This window comes from Spirulina sp. 06S082, from assembly GCF_034932145.1.
GTDB lineage: Bacteria > Cyanobacteriota > Cyanobacteriia > Cyanobacteriales > Spirulinaceae > CCY15215.
The window spans coordinates 1-19,468 of sequence record NZ_JAYGHV010000389.1; the positions used below are offsets into that span (position 1 = coordinate 1).

Annotated in this window: 16 protein-coding genes and 1 pseudogene; 8 read left to right on the top strand and 9 right to left on the bottom strand. The window is 41.6% G+C overall.

Annotated features, from left to right (window positions below):
* On the top strand, positions 1-870 hold an 870-nt coding region (locus tag VB714_RS22730; protein ID WP_323227029.1), incomplete at its 5' end, for a hypothetical protein.
* Between the two features lie 30 nt (positions 871-900).
* Here VB714_RS22730 and VB714_RS22735 read toward each other — a convergent pair.
* The 5 genes from VB714_RS22735 to VB714_RS22755 all read right to left on the bottom strand — a co-directional run bounded on the left by VB714_RS22735 (position 901) and on the right by VB714_RS22755 (position 6,248).
* A complete protein-coding gene (locus VB714_RS22735) occupies positions 901-2,100 on the bottom strand; it encodes an IS4 family transposase (RefSeq protein WP_323227031.1) in 1,200 nt (399 codons plus the stop codon).
* A 193-nt stretch (positions 2,101-2,293) separates the two neighbouring features.
* Positions 2,294-3,154, bottom strand: a complete 861-nt coding sequence (locus VB714_RS22740; RefSeq protein ID WP_323227032.1) for a carbohydrate ABC transporter permease — start codon at positions 3,152-3,154, stop codon at positions 2,294-2,296.
* Between the two features lie 3 nt (positions 3,155-3,157).
* Complete coding sequence (locus VB714_RS22745) at positions 3,158-4,063, bottom strand: sugar ABC transporter permease (protein WP_323227035.1); 906 nt, start codon at positions 4,061-4,063, stop codon at positions 3,158-3,160.
* 163 nt (positions 4,064-4,226) lie between these two features.
* Positions 4,227-5,519: an ABC transporter substrate-binding protein gene (locus tag VB714_RS22750; protein ID WP_323227036.1), complete on the bottom strand. Its 1,293-nt coding sequence runs from the start codon at positions 5,517-5,519 to the stop codon at positions 4,227-4,229.
* A 117-nt stretch (positions 5,520-5,636) separates the two neighbouring features.
* Positions 5,637-6,248, bottom strand: coding sequence for a GNAT family N-acetyltransferase (locus VB714_RS22755; protein ID WP_323227037.1), 612 nt, complete (start codon positions 6,246-6,248; stop codon positions 5,637-5,639).
* 326 nt (positions 6,249-6,574) lie between these two features.
* Between VB714_RS22755 and VB714_RS22760 the strand changes: the two genes are divergently transcribed.
* The 4 genes from VB714_RS22760 (at position 6,575) to VB714_RS22775 (ending at position 11,892) form a co-directional block, all read left to right on the top strand.
* Positions 6,575-6,985 carry a gamma-glutamylcyclotransferase gene (locus VB714_RS22760; RefSeq protein WP_323227039.1) on the top strand — a complete coding sequence of 137 codons (411 nt, stop codon included), beginning with the start codon at positions 6,575-6,577 and terminating at the stop codon, positions 6,983-6,985.
* A gap of 233 nt (positions 6,986-7,218) precedes the next feature.
* Positions 7,219-8,826, top strand: a complete 1,608-nt coding sequence (locus VB714_RS22765) for an adenylate/guanylate cyclase domain-containing protein (protein ID WP_323227041.1) — start codon at positions 7,219-7,221, stop codon at positions 8,824-8,826.
* A 252-nt stretch (positions 8,827-9,078) separates the two neighbouring features.
* The gene (locus tag VB714_RS22770) at positions 9,079-11,355 is read left to right on the top strand and encodes an ATP-binding protein (RefSeq protein WP_323227043.1); all 2,277 of its coding nucleotides are present in this window, start codon (positions 9,079-9,081) and stop codon (positions 11,353-11,355) included.
* Positions 11,356-11,439: 84 nt separating this feature from the next.
* Positions 11,440-11,892: a response regulator gene (locus VB714_RS22775; RefSeq protein ID WP_323227045.1), complete on the top strand. Its 453-nt coding sequence runs from the start codon at positions 11,440-11,442 to the stop codon at positions 11,890-11,892.
* Here the strand turns inward: VB714_RS22775 and VB714_RS27570 are convergent.
* A pseudogene (locus VB714_RS27570) lies at positions 11,888-12,031 on the bottom strand (Uma2 family endonuclease); the annotation flags it as partial. The gene VB714_RS22775 and the pseudogene VB714_RS27570 sit on opposite strands and share 5 nt — an antisense overlap.
* A gap of 116 nt (positions 12,032-12,147) precedes the next feature.
* Here VB714_RS27570 and VB714_RS22785 point away from each other — a divergent pair.
* On the top strand, positions 12,148-13,731 hold the full coding sequence (locus VB714_RS22785; RefSeq protein WP_323227047.1) for a sensor histidine kinase: 1,584 nt from the start codon (positions 12,148-12,150) through the stop codon (positions 13,729-13,731).
* A 35-nt stretch (positions 13,732-13,766) separates the two neighbouring features.
* Here the strand turns inward: VB714_RS22785 and VB714_RS22790 are convergent, their stop codons facing one another.
* From VB714_RS22790 to VB714_RS22800, 3 genes are all read right to left on the bottom strand, one after another.
* Positions 13,767-14,492, bottom strand: a complete 726-nt coding sequence (locus VB714_RS22790; protein WP_323227048.1) for an RNA methyltransferase — start codon at positions 14,490-14,492, stop codon at positions 13,767-13,769.
* Positions 14,493-14,623: 131 nt separating this feature from the next.
* Positions 14,624-16,792, bottom strand: a complete 2,169-nt coding sequence (locus VB714_RS22795; RefSeq protein WP_323227050.1) for a protein kinase domain-containing protein — start codon at positions 16,790-16,792, stop codon at positions 14,624-14,626.
* A 107-nt stretch (positions 16,793-16,899) separates the two neighbouring features.
* Positions 16,900-18,060, bottom strand: a complete 1,161-nt coding sequence (locus VB714_RS22800; RefSeq protein ID WP_323227052.1) for a pre-peptidase C-terminal domain-containing protein — start codon at positions 18,058-18,060, stop codon at positions 16,900-16,902.
* Positions 18,061-18,207: 147 nt separating this feature from the next.
* Between VB714_RS22800 and VB714_RS22805 the strand changes: the two genes are divergently transcribed.
* Positions 18,208-18,426, top strand: a complete 219-nt coding sequence (locus VB714_RS22805; RefSeq protein WP_323227054.1) for a DUF2997 domain-containing protein — start codon at positions 18,208-18,210, stop codon at positions 18,424-18,426.
* A gap of 42 nt (positions 18,427-18,468) precedes the next feature.
* A complete protein-coding gene (gene grpE, locus VB714_RS22810) occupies positions 18,469-19,467 on the top strand; it encodes a nucleotide exchange factor GrpE (RefSeq protein ID WP_323227055.1) in 999 nt (332 codons plus the stop codon).
* Position 19,468 lies beyond the last annotated feature (1 nt).

Sequence of the window (19,468 nt, forward strand, 5' to 3'; positions counted from 1 at the left end):
TCGGCTTATGGAAAACTCAAAGATGAGAAGGCAGCCAAAGACCTCTTGCAGGAGGCTCGCGAAGCCGCAAAGGAGATTGACAACCCATACTTCAAATCCTTTGCCCTGAGTGCGATCGCCTCGGCTTCTGGACAACTCAAAGATGAGAAGGCAGCCAAAGACCTCTTGCAGGAGGCTCTCGAAGCCGCAAAGGAGATTGACAACCCAAACTCCAAATCCTATGCCCTGAGTGCGATCGCCTCGGCTTATGGAGACCTAAACAACTGGGAAATGACGCAAGGGATATTGCAAGATACTCTCTCGGCTGCTGAGGCTGCTAATGCTGATGAAGCCTTAAAAGAGATATCGTTTCAATATGCCCTGCATGAGGATTGGGGAAAGGCATTGCACGCACTCGACAATTGTCGGGAGTTTATAAAAATTCAGGCTTTAGCAGATATACTAACCCTGTGGGCAGAAAAGAAAAATCCCCAGTTAATTGATGGGGCTGTGGTGCTTAACCTTGATGTCGAGGGAACTGCCAACAATTACACCTTTAACGTCTCCCTCTATAGTCGCGATTCCGGCTGCAAGCAATATGCAGATTGGTGGGAAGTCCTCAGCGAGAATGGGGAACTCTTATATCGCCACGTTTTCGACAAAAGCCACGTCGATGAGCAACCCTTTACCAGTACCGGAGAACCCGTTAAGATTCCCGGCGATCGCACGGTCATCGTTCGCGCTCACATGAATAACACGGGCTATGAAGCAAAGCAAGCATGGAAAGGGAGCGTCGAAAACGGCTTCAAATTTGTGCGCCTTTCCCGGAACTTTGCCGCGTGGGTCGCCAAAGAAGACCCCCAGCCCCCAGAGTGTCAGGAATTGGATTAGTCGTATATCCCTTGAGGGGTGACAAGCAAGCTATAAAGCAGATTTGATAAGGGTTAAAGCGTGCATTCCTTTCTGAAAATAAAGACGTTTATGAGATTTGAGATTCATCAAATGAGTGGCAAGGTCTGACCAAAGTTTCATCGATTTAACCCAAAGAGAACCATAGAGTCCAATCCAGAAATCACTATGTCGAGGAATAGAGCGGTTCTTCTCAGTAGGACGACAGATATACTCACTTACCTTGAGATTTTGACAAGAAATGCCTTGCAAAGTGGCCAAGGTATAAGCGATGGCAATCAGTAAAATAGTCGCTAATAAACGTCGTTCATTGACTCGGGTATTTTCCAGATTATAGCCCCCTGTTTTACAATCTTTGAACATGGTTTCAATGCTCCATCGAGCGCGATAAAAGGATAAGGTTAATTCTAAGTTCGGTAAACTGGTCAGGATATACCAAGGGTCTTTCTGTTCCGTCTTACCTCGATACTTTCTTTTCCAATAAACTCCCAGATTAAAATTTCCTAATCGATGTTCTTTGGTACAACTAAGATTTTGATAAAAATGGGATTGTCCCGGTTTAATTTCTAAGTCTTTCAGTGCTAGATAGACTTGTTCATCATCCGAGACACAAGTATTCTTTTTCTGACGTAAAGCAAAGTCTACACCTTGCTTCTCTAGCCACTTTGCCAATTTCACACTATGAAATTCCCTATCTCCTAATACCACGATTGGATAATGGCGAAGAAATCGTAATACTGGAGCTATTATCTTTTTTTGCTGGCTCAAATTACTACTCCCTTTTTGAGAAAGAATTTGCCAATAAATGGGAATCGCGTGTTTCCCCCAGACCAAACTTAACATCATTATATTTCTCTCCTTCCATTGAGTTCTATCTAGAACTAATAAGAGATATCCTTGATGAATCAATTTTAATTTCTTTGCTCTTCTTCGTTGTTTTCGATTTGCTGTTCTCTGTTGATATTCTGTTCTTATCCATTTTTTCAGAATCGGAAACCATAACAGTTTTACACTCAGTTGCGGTAAATTTAAAAATCTTTGCAGGTTTCGGACGCGACTTTCATATTTTATGGGTTGGGGAAATAGTTCTGCCAATCGTGACAATCTCACATTTCTATAACTTTGTAAGAGCATTATCAGCAATTGCAACGTTAACCTTTGACTTTCACTCAGATGAATTTCAATGACTTTCTGGTATAATTCGGGAAACATTTTTTTGTTGAGTTGTCTGCACAGGACAACTCTATTCTTTTTTGAGGGCATTTGCCAAATTACTTGCCCTCTTTGCCTTTCAGCCTCCTTGTCACCCCTCAAGATTTTTTCCTAACAGTTTCCCATTGCTTTTCTAGGGGAATTTCTGCCGCATTTTTTCTTCTTTTTTCTAACACCCTTTTAAGTCAGCAAATCATCCTTTTACAGCACCGGCAGTAATTCCTTGAACGATCCGTTTTTGAAAGATAAGAACTAAAACAATCAGGGGTAATGTTCCTAAAATTGTTGCTGCGGCGATCGGACCGTAAGGAATTTCAAAGGCACTGGCTCCACCAATTTTAGAAATAGCAATGGGAATCGTTTGTAATGAATCTCTCGTGATGAAAGTGAGTGCAAAAATAAACTCATTCCATGCAAAAATAAAGGCTAAAATTCCTGTGGTCACGAGGGCTGGAGTTGTCATCGGTAAGATAATTTGCAATAACATTTGAATGGTATTATAACCGTCGATCTTGGCAGAATCTTCTAAGTCTTTGGGGAGTTGCTGAAAAAAGCTGCGTAACACCAAAATAGTTAAGGGCAAATTAATTGCTGTATAGGGAATGATGAGGGATAAATAATTATTTCCCAAACCGAAAAATTTCACCAGTTCCAATAGTCCTAAAAAGAGAAGAACATAGGGAAAAAGACTGATAATGAGAATGAAACCGAGAATAATATTCTCCCCTGGTATTTTTAATCGCGCTAAGGTATAAGCTGCCGGTGCGCCAACTGCCAAACAAATCACAGTTGAGGTCAAAGAAACAAACGCACTGTTGAGCATATAGCGGAAAAATTTCCCACCTAAAACGATGTAATGATCGAGGGTCAGTTGTTGGAAGCTGGGAAAATATACCGTTGGCAATTTTGCGATCGCGTCATTGGTTTTCAGCGAGGTTAACACTTGCCACAATACAGGTAAAAGGCAAAATAGAACCATAAAAATAATACCTGCCCAGAGTAATATTTTTTTCCAGTTTAGAGATTGTTGGGTTGTTGAATTAATAGGGGTCATTTTTTATTGTTCTCCAGAGATGTTAATACGATTTTGGGATAAAAAGAAAGCGGCGATCGCAACAACTATAATCAACAACAAAAATGTCACTGTGACTAAAGCTGCTCCATAACCAAAATCTAAATAGCGGCGCACGGTAGAATAGATATAAATGGAAACCATTTCTGTTGCCCCAGCAGGACCCCCTCCCGTCATCACTTGGACTAAATCGAATATACCAAAAGATTGAGCAAACCTAAACAAAAGAGAAATTAAAATTTGTGGGATTAATAAAGGCAGAGTAATTTGCCGAAAACTCTGAATGGGGGTTGCACCATCAATCGCATGAGCCTCATAAATATCGCTAGAAATCGATTGTAAACCTGCGAGTAAAATTAAGGCAATAAATGGTGTTGTTTTCCAAACATCGGCAACAATTAAAGAAAACATTGCTCGAGTGGGTTCTCCCAACCATGTAATCGCTTCATTAATAATACCCAAACGAAACAAAATATCGTTAATAACACCATATTGATCGTTGAAAATCCATGCCCAAGCGAGTCCCATAACAGCAGTGGGTAATGCCCAAGGAATCAAAGCTGTTGTTCTTGCAAAACTACGCCCAAAAAAGGCTTGATTGAGGACGAGAGCAAAGGTCATACCGAACACTAATTCAAGGAAAATAGCGATGCTTGTAAAGACACTTGTATTCCATAAACTTCGCCAAAATCGTCCATCTCCCATCATGCGCCCATAATTATTTAAACCTGAAAAAACGGGTTCGAGTTGAGTCCCTAAATTTTGGGTAAATACACTCAACCAAAAAGCGCGGATAATCGGATAAACAAAAACTAAAGCTAAAATAATTAAAGCGGGAGTAATTAACAGCCATCCTGTATTTTTTTCTCGTTTCCGAATAGTATCTGTCATGATAGTTGATAGTTGATAGTTGATAGTTGATAGCTAATAGTTGATAGCTAATAGTTGATAGCTAATAGTTGATAGCTAATAGTTGATAGCTAATAGTTGATAGCTAATAGTTGATAGCTAATAGCTAATAGTTGATAGCTAATAGTTGATAGCTAAGACTGGGTTATCTGACTAATAAGCGCCTTGTTTCTGCGGCGGCAGATTTCATGGCTTTTTCTGCACTCATGGTATTGGTTAAAGCGGCACTTAAATAGCGTTGTAAAATGTCTGAGGCTTGAGCATATTGAGCAATAGGAGGGCGCAAGGCAGAGTTTTCAACGACTTCTAAAAGTTGAGGATAATAACTGTATTTCGCGACGATCGCGGGATCGGTAAAAAGCGATCGCAGACTCGGTAAATATCCTGTTTCTAAAACAAATTCTCGTTGCATCTCTTCGCTACTAATAAACTCAATTACCCGCCATGCTTCTTCGGGATGTTTGCTTGTAGCAGAAATTCCCAGCCCCCAACCTCCTTGACAGGCTCCACTTTTAGCTCCAGGTTGGTGTACCATCGGTTTTAGGGCAAATTTACCCGCAATATCTGATTGAGAAGCTAATCCTGCTACATAAGGCCAATTACGCAGAAAAACTGTTTCACCCCCTTGAAAAAGTCGGCGGGTTTCTTCTTCTTCATAAGTGGTGACACCTGGAGGGGAAATTCCTAATTCAATGGTACTGCGAAGAAATTTGATGGCGGCGATCGCCTTTTCTGAATCAAGTCCTACTTCTAAAGTATCTGGATTGACCCAATATGCGCCAAATCCCTCTAGAATTTCGACAAACATTGCTGCAAGTCCTTCATATTGTTTCCCTTGCCAAACATAGCCCCATTGAGCTATTCCTTTGTTCTGTAACTCTTGAGAAATTGCAATTAATTCGTCAAAAGTGTCTGGGGGATTATAACCATTTTCTTTGAGGATATCGCTGCGATAGTACAGCATCCCGCCATCGGATCGCAAAGGTATGCGATAGAGTTTATTTTGATATTTTCCGCCTTCTAGATCGCCCTTTAAGAAGCCTTTTAAGCTATTTTCAGTAACAAATTTATTGAGATTTAGCAACCATCCTGCGGCTGCAAATTTTGGCACCCAAACAATATCGAGATAGACCAGATCGTAGGGAGTATCGCCAAGGAGAAAGGCTGACGTATAAAGGTCTTCTACCAGATTGGTTGCATTGGGTGCCGCAATAATTTCTAGGTCAATATCTGGATTTTCTGCCTCGAATTTTTCTTCGATAGATTGCCATTGTGCCGCTTCAAGCGCCTGCATCATGACAGTAATTTTAACTTGCTGCTGTGCCAAAGCGGGTAACACTAACATTAAGGATATGAGAATCCCTAGGGTTGCGATCGCCAAAACTAAAAAGCGAGTCAGTCTCGATTTTCGCCTCCAAATATTTAAGAAAACATTCATCAGAAAACTGTAAATTGGGGTTTGATTTACTAATACCGCAATCTACGGAGGTTAAAAGCCATTACGTCTAAAAATGTTAAAAAACTTAATATTTCGGGATATCCATGCTGCCTGAATTTAGAAGTTCCCGAGGGCAAAAACAATTAAAATAATTGCGAAAATTGTGAAAATGGCGATCGCCAAAACTCCTATTTTGCGGATTGCTTTTTCTGATTCTGTGAGAGGAATCAATTGTTTAGACATAATAGCAACGGAAATGTGGATATTATTGAGTTGCAAGCGTTGATAGGATTTCTTTTGATAACCATTAGCCTGATAGAATTTAATGGCATTTAGAGCAGAACTAACCCAAAGCCGTCTGTAGCGTTTTTCAATGGCAACTGCTTCGATCGCTTGTAGGAGTTGCGTGCCAATATTTTGACGGATGCGATCGGGATGAATATAGATGCCATTAATATCGGCGGAATGAGATGATAGACAAGAAAAACCAATGATTTTTTTCTGGGGAATATTATGAGTCCGTGAAATATCTATTGGTGATGTCTCTTGTTCTTCTGCAACAAAAACAATTTCTTGGCAATCTGTCCTTGCTTTTCCTTGAGTTTGAATCATTGCTTCAATTTCTGTTGCTGTATAATCGATCGCAGAAAGAAATGTCAATGCTTGGGATTGTAGTTCGAGAATTGTGGTAATTTCTTCTGGTTTTGCCAAGCGAATTTTAATCTTCATACTAATCTTCATACTAATCTTCATACTAATCTTCATACTAATCTTCATACTGTCCGCTAACTCCGCTTGAAGCCAAAAAGGGGAGTTTTTTCAGGGCGATCGCCGGTTGAGGGGAAAAAGAGCATAAGCTAAGACGCATTTAAAGGACGTATCTCTAGCGAGCAAGATGCTCGCACTACCCGGTTTCTGGGATTCTTGATGATGTCGTTTAGATGCTGAACAGCATAATCTGGAGAGGCGATCGCGTTTTACATCTTGAGGATGCGATCGGCTAATATATAATACTCTACAAGTTTTGGGAAGTTGTAGGCCAAAGGAGCAACAAAATGTCAAATTCCGACTCAAATTCCGACTCAAATTCTTATCTTGTTTTCATCTGCGGTTCCGCATTGAGAGGACAACCAGATCATCAAACCATCGCTGAAACGAAGTTTATTAAAGAAATTAAAACTGAACCGCGCTATCGATTGCATTCTGTTGAAGACAAACATCCTGGCATTTATGAAGTCAAAGAAGGCGGTATTTCTATTCCTGGCGAACTTTATGAAATGACCGAGGAACAATATCAACATTTGTTGGCGAATGAACCTCCTCATCTTTATCCCTTTCCTGTTACTTTGCAAGGAGGTGGAGAGGCGATCGCGATGCTCTATCCTCGGGAAATTATCGCAGAACGCAACTATCTCGATGTTTCTAGCTATAGTGGCTGGACAGCTTATAAAGCCAGTAAATCTTGAGATCGCCGTCCTGAAACCCTCCTCAGTTTTCCTCAAGGGAGAGATGCAGAATGAGGGATTTAAAATTTTTTATCATCTTGTAGTTTCCAATCTACTAGGATGGCGATCGCTACTTGAATCTCGACTTTGCGATCTACTTTAGTGAATAAAACTTTGCTAGGCTGAAAGCGAACCTCTCGCTGACTGGGAGTGCATCAATAGCGAAATCTCAATTCCCATCCCCTGATTAAACGATGACTGAGCTAAAACTGCGCTTGCATCTTGAGGGCAGTCCTGAAAGTATTATTCGCGTTACGGCCGATGAATTCATCATTGGCCGTCTGCCTGAATGCGATATTTGTCTCCCTTTCTCAGAAGTTTCCCGCAATCACAGCCGCTTATTTAAGGAGTCTGAAGACCAATGGTTTGTTGAGGACATGGGCAGCACCAATGGCACCATCGTTAATCAGAATATCATTTCTGGGGCTTACAAACTTCAGCCCGACGATGCTATTCAAATCGGTAATGCGTTCCTTTTTGTCTCTCTGTTGGATGGCGAGATCGGCAAAAGTACCCTCGTGCGCGATCGCGATACGATTTTACGCAGCGCGGAAGAACTGCAAAAACAATGGTTAAATGTCGATAAAACAGGTCCTGGTGAAGGTAATTCCCAAAGGGCGATCGCGCGATTGCGTCATTTGGTCGAAATTGCCAAGGATCTCAGTTCTGCGGAATCCATTGAAGCTATTTTTGAAAAAGTGCAGAAGGTGGTTTTTCAAGAAATCAAAGCGATCCAGCGATTTGCCTTATTAGTTGATGTTTTGGAAGATGGGGACCTGCAACTGATCGAAGCCGCTTCGAGGCGAGGTCCGGAGCCCCTGGAAACCCATACCTACGGTTGGATCGGTCGCAGTATTTGCAAGCGGGTTTTTGCGGATAAGGTGGCGATTAAAACCGTTGACGCTCGAGAAGACGAACGTTTTGAAGGGGAACACAGTATTTTAGCGAAAGGCATTCGCGGTGCCTTAGCGGTGCCGATCTGGGACCGCGATCGCGTGGTGGGAGTTCTCTACGCCGATGCCAGTTTAAAATTAAAAAGTTCTGATGCGGCGGAAGATGAGGAAGATTTGAGCTTTTTTTCTACCCTTGCCAATCTCGTCGCCTACAGCGTCCAACGTTGGCTACTAACGCGTAAACTGCAAGAGGAAGCCAAAATTCGCCAACAACTCGAACGCTATCACTCTCCTGGAGTGGTCCAGCAATTAATTGCCGTCGGTGCCTTAGAAAATGGTCGCCTTGAACCCAAGGAAGCGGAAATTAGTATTATTTTTGCTGATATTGTTGGTTTTAGCGATATGTCAGAACTTATGACCCCAAAGCAAATTGCTCGGTTATTAGATCGCTTCTTTGAGGAAATGCTTAAATCTGTTTTTGACCGGGGGGGGACATTGGACAAATTTATCGGTGATTGTATTATGGCGTTTTTTGGAGCGCCAGAACCCCAAGAAGATCACGCCGATCGCGCAGTCATGGCAGCATTAGAAATGTTGCAGCGTTTGGATCGACTCAATGAAGCTGGAATCTGGAAACAACCTCTACAATTGCATATTGGTATTAATAGCGGGAAAGCTGTAGTCGGTGATGTGGGGAGTTCTCAACGGGTAGACTATACCGTATTGGGAGCCGCCGTGAATTTAGCCTCTCGTTTGGAAATGAGTTGTCCTCCTAGCGAATGTACGATTTCTGGAGCGACTTATCAATTGTTACGACAAAAAGAGGGATTTTATTTGATTGGCGAGCGAAATTTTAAGGGTATTAATCGACGAATTCCAGTATATCAAACCAGGAGAAACAAAAAATAATAAAACAGTTGTTTTACTAATTCTACGATCTGTTCTGCGGTTAAGTTGAGAACTGGCATGGGATTATATTTTAGTGTCTGATTAGTTCTAATTGTAGTATTTTAGCGCTTATCTTTCCTCAGCAATCCGATCGCGCATTGATTCCAACCCAAAAATCCGCTCTCTGAAACAGTTTCGCGATCGCAGTCAATATTTATTTAACAAATCTTAAAATAATGTAAAATTTAGAAACACAAGTTAAAAATCAAGGTGATGAGTCAGTCCGATCGCGCACCCAATAACGAAAACCAGAACCTTCGCAGGCCGGGTTCAATTCAACCCCACGGTATCCTATTAGCGATCGCTGAACCCCATTACACGATCCAGCACGTCAGTAATAATACGCACGATTTCCTCGGTATTTCCCCCCAGGATTTACTCGGACAGCCGATCGCCACCCTATTCAATCAATCGCAACAAGATATCCTACAACAAACATCGGGTAAACCCATAGGAGTTGGGATATCTTTTCTGCTATCTCTGCAAACACCCCTTGGAGAGCGACAATTTGACGCGATCGCTCATCAAACCTCTGAAACCTTAATTATCGAATTAGAACCCAAAAATCGCAAAGTTGACGAAAATTTACCCGATTTTTCCGCTTGGGTTCGAGAAACACTTTCCAGCTTACAAAAGACCTTAACTTTAACAGAATTTTTTCAGATTGTGGCGCAGGAAGTCAAAAATATAATTCAATTCGATCGCGTTATGGTTTATCAATTCGATCGCCAAGGTGCGGGACAAGTAATTGCTGAAGCCAAACCAGAAATATTAAGTCCTTATCTGGGATTGCATTATCCCGCAACAGATATTCCCGAAGACTCTCGAGAACTTTATTTACAATCTCGCTTGCGATTTATTCCCGATCTTGCAGCACAATCTGTTGAAATTATTGCCCGAGATCGGCAAACCAATCTCCCTCTCGATCTCAGTTTTACTCTTCTCAGAAGTGTTGATTCTTGCTGCATAGAATTTCATCAAAATATGGGGGCAAAAGCACTACTTGTTATTTCTTTAATTAAAGATAAAAAACTTTGGGGACTCATTTCTTGTCATCACCAAACCCCTAAATATCTGCCTCATTCTCTGCGAGTAGTGTGTGAATTATTAGGGCAATTCGTCTCTCTAGAACTCGCCAATAAAATCAAACAAGAGGAGTTAGATTATAAACTTGAATTGCGATCGCATCATTCACAACTCCTCGAAGCGATCGCCAGTAAAAAGAGTTTCCCAGAAATCTTGCTCAACCCGAATCCTCGCTTATTAAAATTAGTGGGAGCGCAAGGAGCAGCAATTTATTTGAATAATGAGATTGCTCTCGTGGGAAATACACCCCCACGAGAAGAAATTTATGCTCTGATTGAATGGTTAAATCATTACACTAACAATAGTTTATTTCAGACGAACTCTCTGGCTCGAGACTATCCTCAAGGAAAAGCGATCGCGGATACTGCTAGCGGTATTCTCTTATTAAAAATTTCTCAAGTTCGCCACTATTACTTACTCTGGTTTCGACCAGAAATAATTCAAACTGTAACTTGGGCTGGAAATCCCCAAGAATCTTTACAAATTACTGAAAATGGTAGCATTATTCTTTGTCCGCGATCGTCCTTTAAACAATGGCAAGAAACTGTTCGCTTGACTGCTCAACCTTGGCTGCAAAGTGAAATTGAAAGCGCGATCGAATTTAGAAATTCTCTCATTGGTTTAGTCCTCGATCGCGCCGATGAACTCGCCCGACTCAACCAAGAATTAGAACGCAGTAACCGAGAATTAACTTCTTTTGCTTTTGCCGCTTCTCACGACCTCAAAGAACCTTTGCGGGGTATTCATAACTATTCCATCTTTTTATTAGAAGACTATGCCGACGTACTAGATGAAACGGGGATTGACCGCCTACAAACCTTAGTCAATCTGACTCAAAGAATGGAATCTCTCATTGATATTCTCCTCAATTACTCTCGTCTCGGTCAAACAGAACTCAAGATCGAGGAGATCGATTTGAATACTCTAATTCAACAAGTTATCAATATTTTTCAGGCCAGCAACCCCAATCATTTAATAGATATTCGTATTCCTCGTCTCTTACCTTCAGTTTTCAGCGATCCCGTTCTCATCAACGAAGTTTTTAGCAATCTCATCACTAATGCTTTTAAATACAACAATAAAGATAACCCTTGGATTGAAATTGGCTTTTTGCAGTCCGAGGAGCAACGAGAAAAAAATTGGAGTCATCTGCAAATACAAGACTCAACAACTATTGTTTTCTATGTCAAAGATAACGGTATCGGCATTCGAGAGCGTCATCGCAAGACTATTTTTCGCCTCTTTAAGCGACTTCACGCTAAGAATAAATTTGGTGGGGGAATGGGAGCAGGACTGGCGATCGTGAAAAAAATTATAGAACGACATGGCGGCCAGATCTGGTGCGAGTCTACTGATGGAGAGGGTTCGACTTTCTTTTTTACTCTGACGCGATCGCAACCTTAAGAAAAAGTAAGTTTTGATACAAATCTTTACAAATATCCCATAGAATAGCCGGAATCAAGTTTAGTGACTTTTTTAAGATAGCGAATGACAGCAACTCTTGAGAAAATCTTACTGGTAGCGGAAGACAGCGACGAGGATTTCGTAGTATTGCAGCGTTTAATGAAACAATTCCAAGTGCAAACTTCGGTTTATCGTTGCGTTGATGGAGACGAAGTTTTAGACTTTCTTTGCCAAGAGGGAGAGTATGAAAATTCACCGACAGTACCAAGACCCGCAGCCATTCTCCTCGATCTTAACCTACCGGGTCTTGACGGTCGCGAACTTCTCGAACAGCTTAAACAAGACGAAAATTTTAAAACGATTCCCATTATTATTTTTACAACTTCTTCTAACCCCGAGGATATCGAGTGGTGCTATCAACAAGGAGCAAATGGTTATTTAATCAAACCCGTCAACGCTCTCGAACTCCGGAAAACCATTCGATCTTTTGTTGAATATTGGCTGGAAAGCAATGTTTTTGCTTGTTCTACCAGTTGATACAATTGCATAACTTCAACTGCAATCGACTATGTTTTCCTTTTGGCATGGGCTTTTGGACAATTTCACCCTCAATGTATTCGCTAGCCGGTTTGGTTTCCGGTAAGGTCAGAAATTGCTCAAGAAACAGATTGGATATTTTGGAATTACCTTCGAGTTTTATATTTTCTTTATATTGTGTTAATATTTTCTTTAGAATTGAAAAAGCCATGATACTTGCAATGAGAGAGGCTAATTCCCTCATCTTTGTGCTATATGCCGCACTCACGAACACTTTTAATTATTGATGATTGTGTCGAGGATCGGGAAGTCTATCGCCAATACTTGTCAAAAGACCCGCACCAATCCTATCGCATTCTGGAAACTGACTCGGCAGAAGAGGGACTTTTACTCTGTCAGAAGGATGCTTGCGATCTAATTTTACTCGATTTGCAATTACCGCAAATGGACGGTTGGGAATTTCTGGATGAATTAAGACAACAAAGCCCTAATTTACCTGTCATTATTTTAACAGGCTACGGCAGTGAAGCGATCGCCGTACAAGCAATGAAAAAAGGCGCTCGGGACTATTTGGCAAAAGCGCATCTCAGACCCAATATTTTACAGCTTACCGTTCGCAATACTATCGAGCGATCGCGCTTACAAAAACAACTGAGACAAAGCCAAGAACGACAGCGACTGATTGCCATGATGTCTCTTCGTATTCGGCAATCCTTGGAACTCGAGCAAATCTTGCAAACCGCAGTTATGGAAGTGCAAATGCTACTGGGGTGCGATTATGCAGCTATCTATCAGTTTACTGGCAACGGGAGCGATCGCCAGCAGAATTCCCAACAATTTTGTGACCGAAGTAAAAGCGATCGGCAAAGTTCGATCGTCTGCGAAGCAAAATTTCGCTCCTGTTGTGGAGAGCAACCGAATTTATTAGCAACTGAGACAAATTTAGAGATTCCCATCATACTCAAAAATTGCGACAGAATTGAACAGTTTTCTTGGGGATTTCTGCTCATTCACCACTGTTCCCAAAAACGCGATTGGCAAATCGAAGAAATCGAAATGCTCCACGAAGTTTCTGTTCAACTGGCTCTCGCCATTCAACAGGCAGAATTACTGAAAAAAACGCGGGTTGCCCTTGAAGAAGAGCAAAAATTAAATGCGTTTAAATCTAAAATTGTTGCTACAGTTTCTCACGAATATCGGACACCTTTAGCGACGATTCTAGCGGCAGCTTCGACATTAAAACAGCATGGAAAACGTCTAGATATAACAAAAAAGGAGCATTTTTTACAACTAATTGAAAATAAATGTCGGCATATGTCTAATTTGATTGATGATATTCTCTGTCTCGATCGCGCTAATCGAAAACAGATAGAATTTGAGTCAGTTCTCATCGAACTTATGCCATTTTTTGCAACTTTAATTCAAGAACATCAAGAGAGTACCAGTGGTAAATGCGAATTAAATCTTAAATTTTCTGGTAATCTGACGAACTTTCATGGCGATCGCCGAATGTTAGAGCAAATCTTCGATAATTTAATCTCGAATGCGATTAAATATTCTCCCGATGGAGGACAAATCGAAATTGCTCTCATGGGGAAAGAAGATGAAGTCATCTTTTCTTTTCAAGATGAAGGAATTGGTATTCCCAAAGAAGAACAAGAAACTATCTTTCAATCTTTCCATCGTGGCAGTAATGTTGATACAATTCCAGGCACGGGTTTGGGTTTAGCGATCGCCAAAACACAGATAGAATTACACAAGGGGAAAGTTTCCTTATGGAGTGAATTAGAACAAGGCACAAAAATTACGGTTATTTTACCGAAAAGAATTTCAACTTAGTAATATTATAAAAAGTTTGTGCAAAAATTTAGGTTTTAAATGTTTTCGTCAGTATGATAATTGACTTGTCTGAGAATACCACGCAACAGAGCAACTTCTTGAGAACTCAGCATCGCTCGATTATAGAGCATTCGGAACTTTTCCATTCGTGCTTTGGCAGTATGAGGATGAAGATAGCCAATTTTTAACAATATTTCTTCGAGGTTTTGATAATATCCTTCTAATTCATTGAGAGAAGCCATTGCAACAGAATGGGAGGGTTCTAAAGGTTCTATATTTTGAGAGGCCTTGTAAAGTTCGTAAGTACAAACTGTCACTGCTTGAGCTAAATTTAAAGAAGAATATTCCGCATTAGCAGGAATCCCTAAAAAACGTTGGGCATAATTCATTTCTTCGTTACTTAAGCCGCGATCTTCACGTCCGAAAATTAAAGCAGAGGCTGTATTTTCTTCTAATAACCAAGGTAAAACGTGATGGGGAGGTTCGAGAGAAATCGGTAGATCGCGACGCACTCCTGTAGTGGCGATCGCGCGGTGACATCCTTGCAGGGCTTCAGGAAGGCTATTCACAACCCTAGCATTAGCCAGGATATCGCGGCCGCGTACTGCCATTAATTTCGCTTCCTGACTATGGCGATCGCAGCGAGGATTGACCAGTATTAACTGAGATAATCCCATATTTTTCATAATTCGCGCCACCGATCCTACATTTAATGCCCCAGCAGGTTCAACTAAAACGATCCGAATTTGTTCTAAAGTCATTGATAGTTGATAGTTGATAGTTGATAGTTGATAGTTGATAGTTGATAGTTGATAGGTATAATAGTTGATAGGTATAATAGTTGATAGTAGTGGGAGCGTCTTGCTCCTTAGCTGTATAAGTTTTAGTTAAATTATATCTTCCAAATTACAATCGCCTTATCACCGCTTCCCGTTGCCACAAAACGACCATCTGGACTAATCGCAAAATAATTAATATGATGCTGATATCCAGTTAGCGTCAGTAGTTCTTTCCCCGTGATGAGATCCCAAAACTTAATCGTTTGGTCGGCACTGCTACTCATTAATTTTGTCCCATCTTGACTGATTTCTAAACTATTAACATAATTGCTATGATTATTTAAAACATACAGTTCTTTTCCTGTCTTCAATTGCCAAACTCGGATCGAAGTATCCGCACTAGCACTGACCAATATTTCGCCATCTGGACTAATCGCCAGATCGTTAATAAAACCCGTATGTCCCCTCAAAGTTCTTATTTCTTCTCCCGTCTGCAAATCCCAAATTTTAATCGTTTCATCTGCACCTCCACTCGCCACAGTTGTTCCATTTGGACTAATGGCGATCGCATTAATAAAACTCGAATGTCCTAAGAGAGATCGCAATTCTTTCCCCGTTTTTAAACTCCACACTTTTAAACTCGCATCAGCGCTTCCACTGACCAAAGTTTCCCCATCAGAACTAATCGCTAAAGCATTCACAAAACCGGAATGTCCCTGTAAAACGTGCAGCATTTCTCCAGTTTCTATATTCCAAATTCTAATGGTTTTATCTGCTCCCGTACTGACTAAAATCTGTCCATCCGAACCGATCGCGATCGCATCAACAAAACTGGTATGTCCGCTTAAAGTCCTAACTATTTTTCCGGTTTCTAGATCCCAAATCTTAATCGTTTTATCCGCACTCGCCGCAATTAAAAAATTACCATCAAAAGTTATCGCCAGAGCATTGACAAAACTGGTATTTCCTGTTAAGGTTTTTAATAACTTTCCCGTTTCCAGTTCCCACACTTTAATCGTTTTATCTGCACTCGCACTAATTAATAATCGACTATCGGGACTAATCGCTAGATCGTTAATAAAACTGGTATGTCCCGTTAGAGTCTTGGCAATAGGAATATTTTTTCCCTTCCCTATTCTTCCCTTCTCTATTCTTCCCTCACGAGCCAAGAAAGGCAAAGCATATTGATAACCCTGCCAGCTACTATATCCTCCTACAATTACCAGTAAAGCCACAATAATCAAACTCAACAGCCACTTGTTTTGTCGTACTTCGACCTCTTGGGGAACAGTAGGACTATCAGGAGAAAGTTGAATTTGAGTCAGTGGCAAACGTCCCAGTTGAGACCTAGAATTATTACCAGAAATAAATTTTTGTAAGCGATCGATCGTCTCTAAAATCTCTCTCGTATCCGTGGGGCGATCGATCGCCCGATAAGCCATCAATTTATCAATAAAATCGGCAAACTTCGGGGAAATATCGGGAGCAAATCTGCGCCAATAAAATTCATTCGTATAGGGATCGTAAATATCTTTATCTTCGAGTTGCTTCCCCGTTAATAAATAAATAAAAGTGCGTCCTAGGGCATAAAAATCCGATTGTGGTACCGCATGACCTTGCTGCTGTTCTGGGGGAGTATAACCCGCAGAACTGACCTTGGTAACATTGCCCGAATGACCCATTCTGGCTAAATAAGTATAGGTCATTTCCCGCGCTGTACCAAAATCGATTAATACTAATCGCCCCGTGGAACGAAGCATAATATTTTGTAACTTAATATCGCGATGGAAATAATTTTTCCGGTGAACCAAATGAAGAATTTCGGCGATTTGTTTGAGCCAATCTAACGCTTGTCGTTCATTAATTAAGAGATTCCCTTGTTGCAACATCCACTCTTTTAAGTTCGGCCCGTCAATTTTTTCCATAATGAAACAGTGGACGGGTTCGGAACGATCGCGGGGAAAATATTGAAAATAGCCCTGGGAATCGATTTTGGGAATTCCAGTATGATCCAGTTGACTCAAAACCGTTGCCTCTTGTACGAAGAGTTCAACCGCTTTACTATTACTGTTGTGCTGTTGCTTGAGCGTTTTTAAGATTTTTACAGCTTGACCGTCCCGAACCTCATAAATATTAGCAAAACCACTATTGTCACTCAGCAAACTTACCACCCGATAGCGATCGAGCAGTAGCAATTGGGAGCCACACTGACAACATAAAGGACTATCGGCGTTAGCGGGGTCTTCGGGATAAGGGCAATCGGGATTAATGCAGTAGCTCATGGATGGCTACAAAAAAGTTCTACTCACTACTTTGACATACTCTGTCATGAATTGCGATCGCAATCTCAGAGGAAATTCTCAGATGCGGATAATTTTCTTGATTGGCTTTATTGATTGGCCTCCTCAGTAGAAGATTGAGGGATAATTTTCAAGCTATAACTGCCCCGATCTTCATTGTTATACCCATTGACAAAAATGTAATAAAGTCCATCATAGGGCAGCGTAATTGCTAAACTTGAATTTTGATTGCCTTCGCTGGCATCATCATTTTGTCCGAGAACATCTCGTTTTTCGTTGAGAAATGCTAAAAAGGGATCGAAATCAGTGCTTTCTAGACTAATAACAATTTTTTGTCCGGCTCTACCCGAAAAACTATATTCGTCATATAAGCTGCCATCTTCGGGGTAGACTAAATCTCCGTCTGCTAATCGTCCGTTTTCAAAGAAGAGGATTTCTGAGTTGGGAGGGTTGGGAGTGCCAATATCGGGAAGAGGCGAGATCGGGGGACGGATAGCAAAACTGGGGGTTTCGTCATCGTAACTGCCTGCATAATTAATCGTGCAGATGGTATCGCTATTGGGGCGATCGCCACAAGCAACCCCACTAACCCGAAAATCGAGATTAAAAATCTTATTGCGGCTGCTGCGATTGGGGTCGCCGTCATCTAAAATCAGCATCATCACCACGGTACTCGGAGTTTCTCGGCCATAGCTAAGATTTTCTGCCGCCCCACCGCTAAAGGTGCCATGTTTGGCCAATCGTTCCACAAATCCGAGGCCATCGCTGCCTGTATGACCTTCTTCTCCCGATACGGCCTGATCCATGACCAGATCTCGAGCTGCTTGGGACATCCCCTCAGAATCCATGAGGGGGAAGAGAGGGCGAAGCGATCGCAGGTACTCAATAGCTTCTTCTAAGGCGGCCACCCCTTCTTGAGTTTCAAAAGGCGCTTCACCGGGTAAATTGAGGGTATTACCATTAAAAAACTGCCTTTGCCTTGACAACCAATCCGCATAAGAGTTGGGATTAGTTCTGGCGCGATTCATTTCGCGAATGATATCCGCTTCAAACTGGGAAAATTGTTCCGTTTCTGAACTATTATCAGAATCTGGATCGGAATCTTGGACAGAATCTGGATCGGAATCTTGGGCAATATCCATTGCCACTTCCCCCCTAGCGATCTGGGGCAATTGAGGAACTGCCGCGACGGAATGGGGAATAATTAATGCACTGAGGAGCGCGATCGCGCTAGATCGAATCAGGTTCATAAACTTGTTGATTAAACTTGCCTAGACAGAATCCGATAAATTTGAGAATGCCGATGACCGGAAATCGAGTTGGGGTACAATCGGAAAAAATAAATAAACTATATCCTGTTGAGGATTATAGCGATTTTTGGGAGGAAGTTTTCACCGATGGCTGAATATCAAAAGATTGAATACCGCATTGGCAAAGATGGCAAAATGACCGAAACGGTCTTAGAGGGGGCTTCTGGGCAGCAATGCTTAGACCTCACTCGCCAGATTGAAGGCTGTTTAGGTGAGCTAGAAGATCGCGAACTCTTGCCAGAATACCATCAAGAGCCAGAAACTCTTGTGGAAATTCAAGAACAAACCCAATTTCTTCAACAATAAAGCAATTTAAAGCTGCTGGAGAAGGGCGATCGGTAAGCAGGAATGTCAATTCATTTTTTAACTTTTTATTTTCAATGGCTGAGGGTGATGGTAGAAGAACCCAATCTTTTTTGGTTCGGTCTGGTCTTGTGGGTGGGCGGAACCGCTTATGCGCTTAGTTTTCTGGGGGCGAGGAAGAGCGATCGCGGCGATCTAATCGGTCCATGCGAGTTCGATCCTGTCTTGCGCGATCGCCTCGAAGGGGTCGGAATTTTCAGTTGGAATGTTCTACAGCGCAAAGCGGGTTTAACGCCGACGCAAATGGAACAGGTCCGACGGGGTAAATTAGAGCGACTGACTCTACAAGAATTGAGCCAATTGGCAGGCATCTTGAATTGGTCTCTGGAGGAACTGCTACAAAATTATGGTTATTCTTTTCCTTCTTTGGGGGAAGCCTTTCAAGAAATTGCCCGATTGCATCAGAAATATCGGGAATTGCAACAGGAACGAATTACGATTCAACAACAGGCACAACAGCATCAATCATCATTAGAAGGGGCATCTCAACAAATTGCACTCCTACAAGAACGTTATGAGAATTTGGAGCGAGAAAAACAGAAAAAAATCGATCTGTTGACCCTAGACTTGCAAGATACCAATAATCAAGTCGTCCAATTGCAACAACAATGTCGGCGCTTGCGATCGGAACTGCAAGAGAATATCGATCGCCTTAACAGCGATATCAAGGAACAAACTTTTGAGCAATTACAAACCTTGATGATGAATTTTCCTACAGCTTGCGTGATGGCGGAAGCGAAACCCAATTTACCTGCCAAGAATTTTATTGCTCTCTTTACTCCCTTGAATAATTTATTGGCAACTTGGGGTTATGAGTCGATTGGTCGGGCGTGGGAACAGGTGATTTTCGACCCCCAAATTCATCAGCCCGATCGCGATGACATTGCAGCAGGAGATTTAGTTTTTGTGCGCTTTGTTGGCTATCGAGAAGGCGATCGCATTCTCTGTCCGGCCAAGGTTAGTCGCACTCTTCCCAACCAATAGG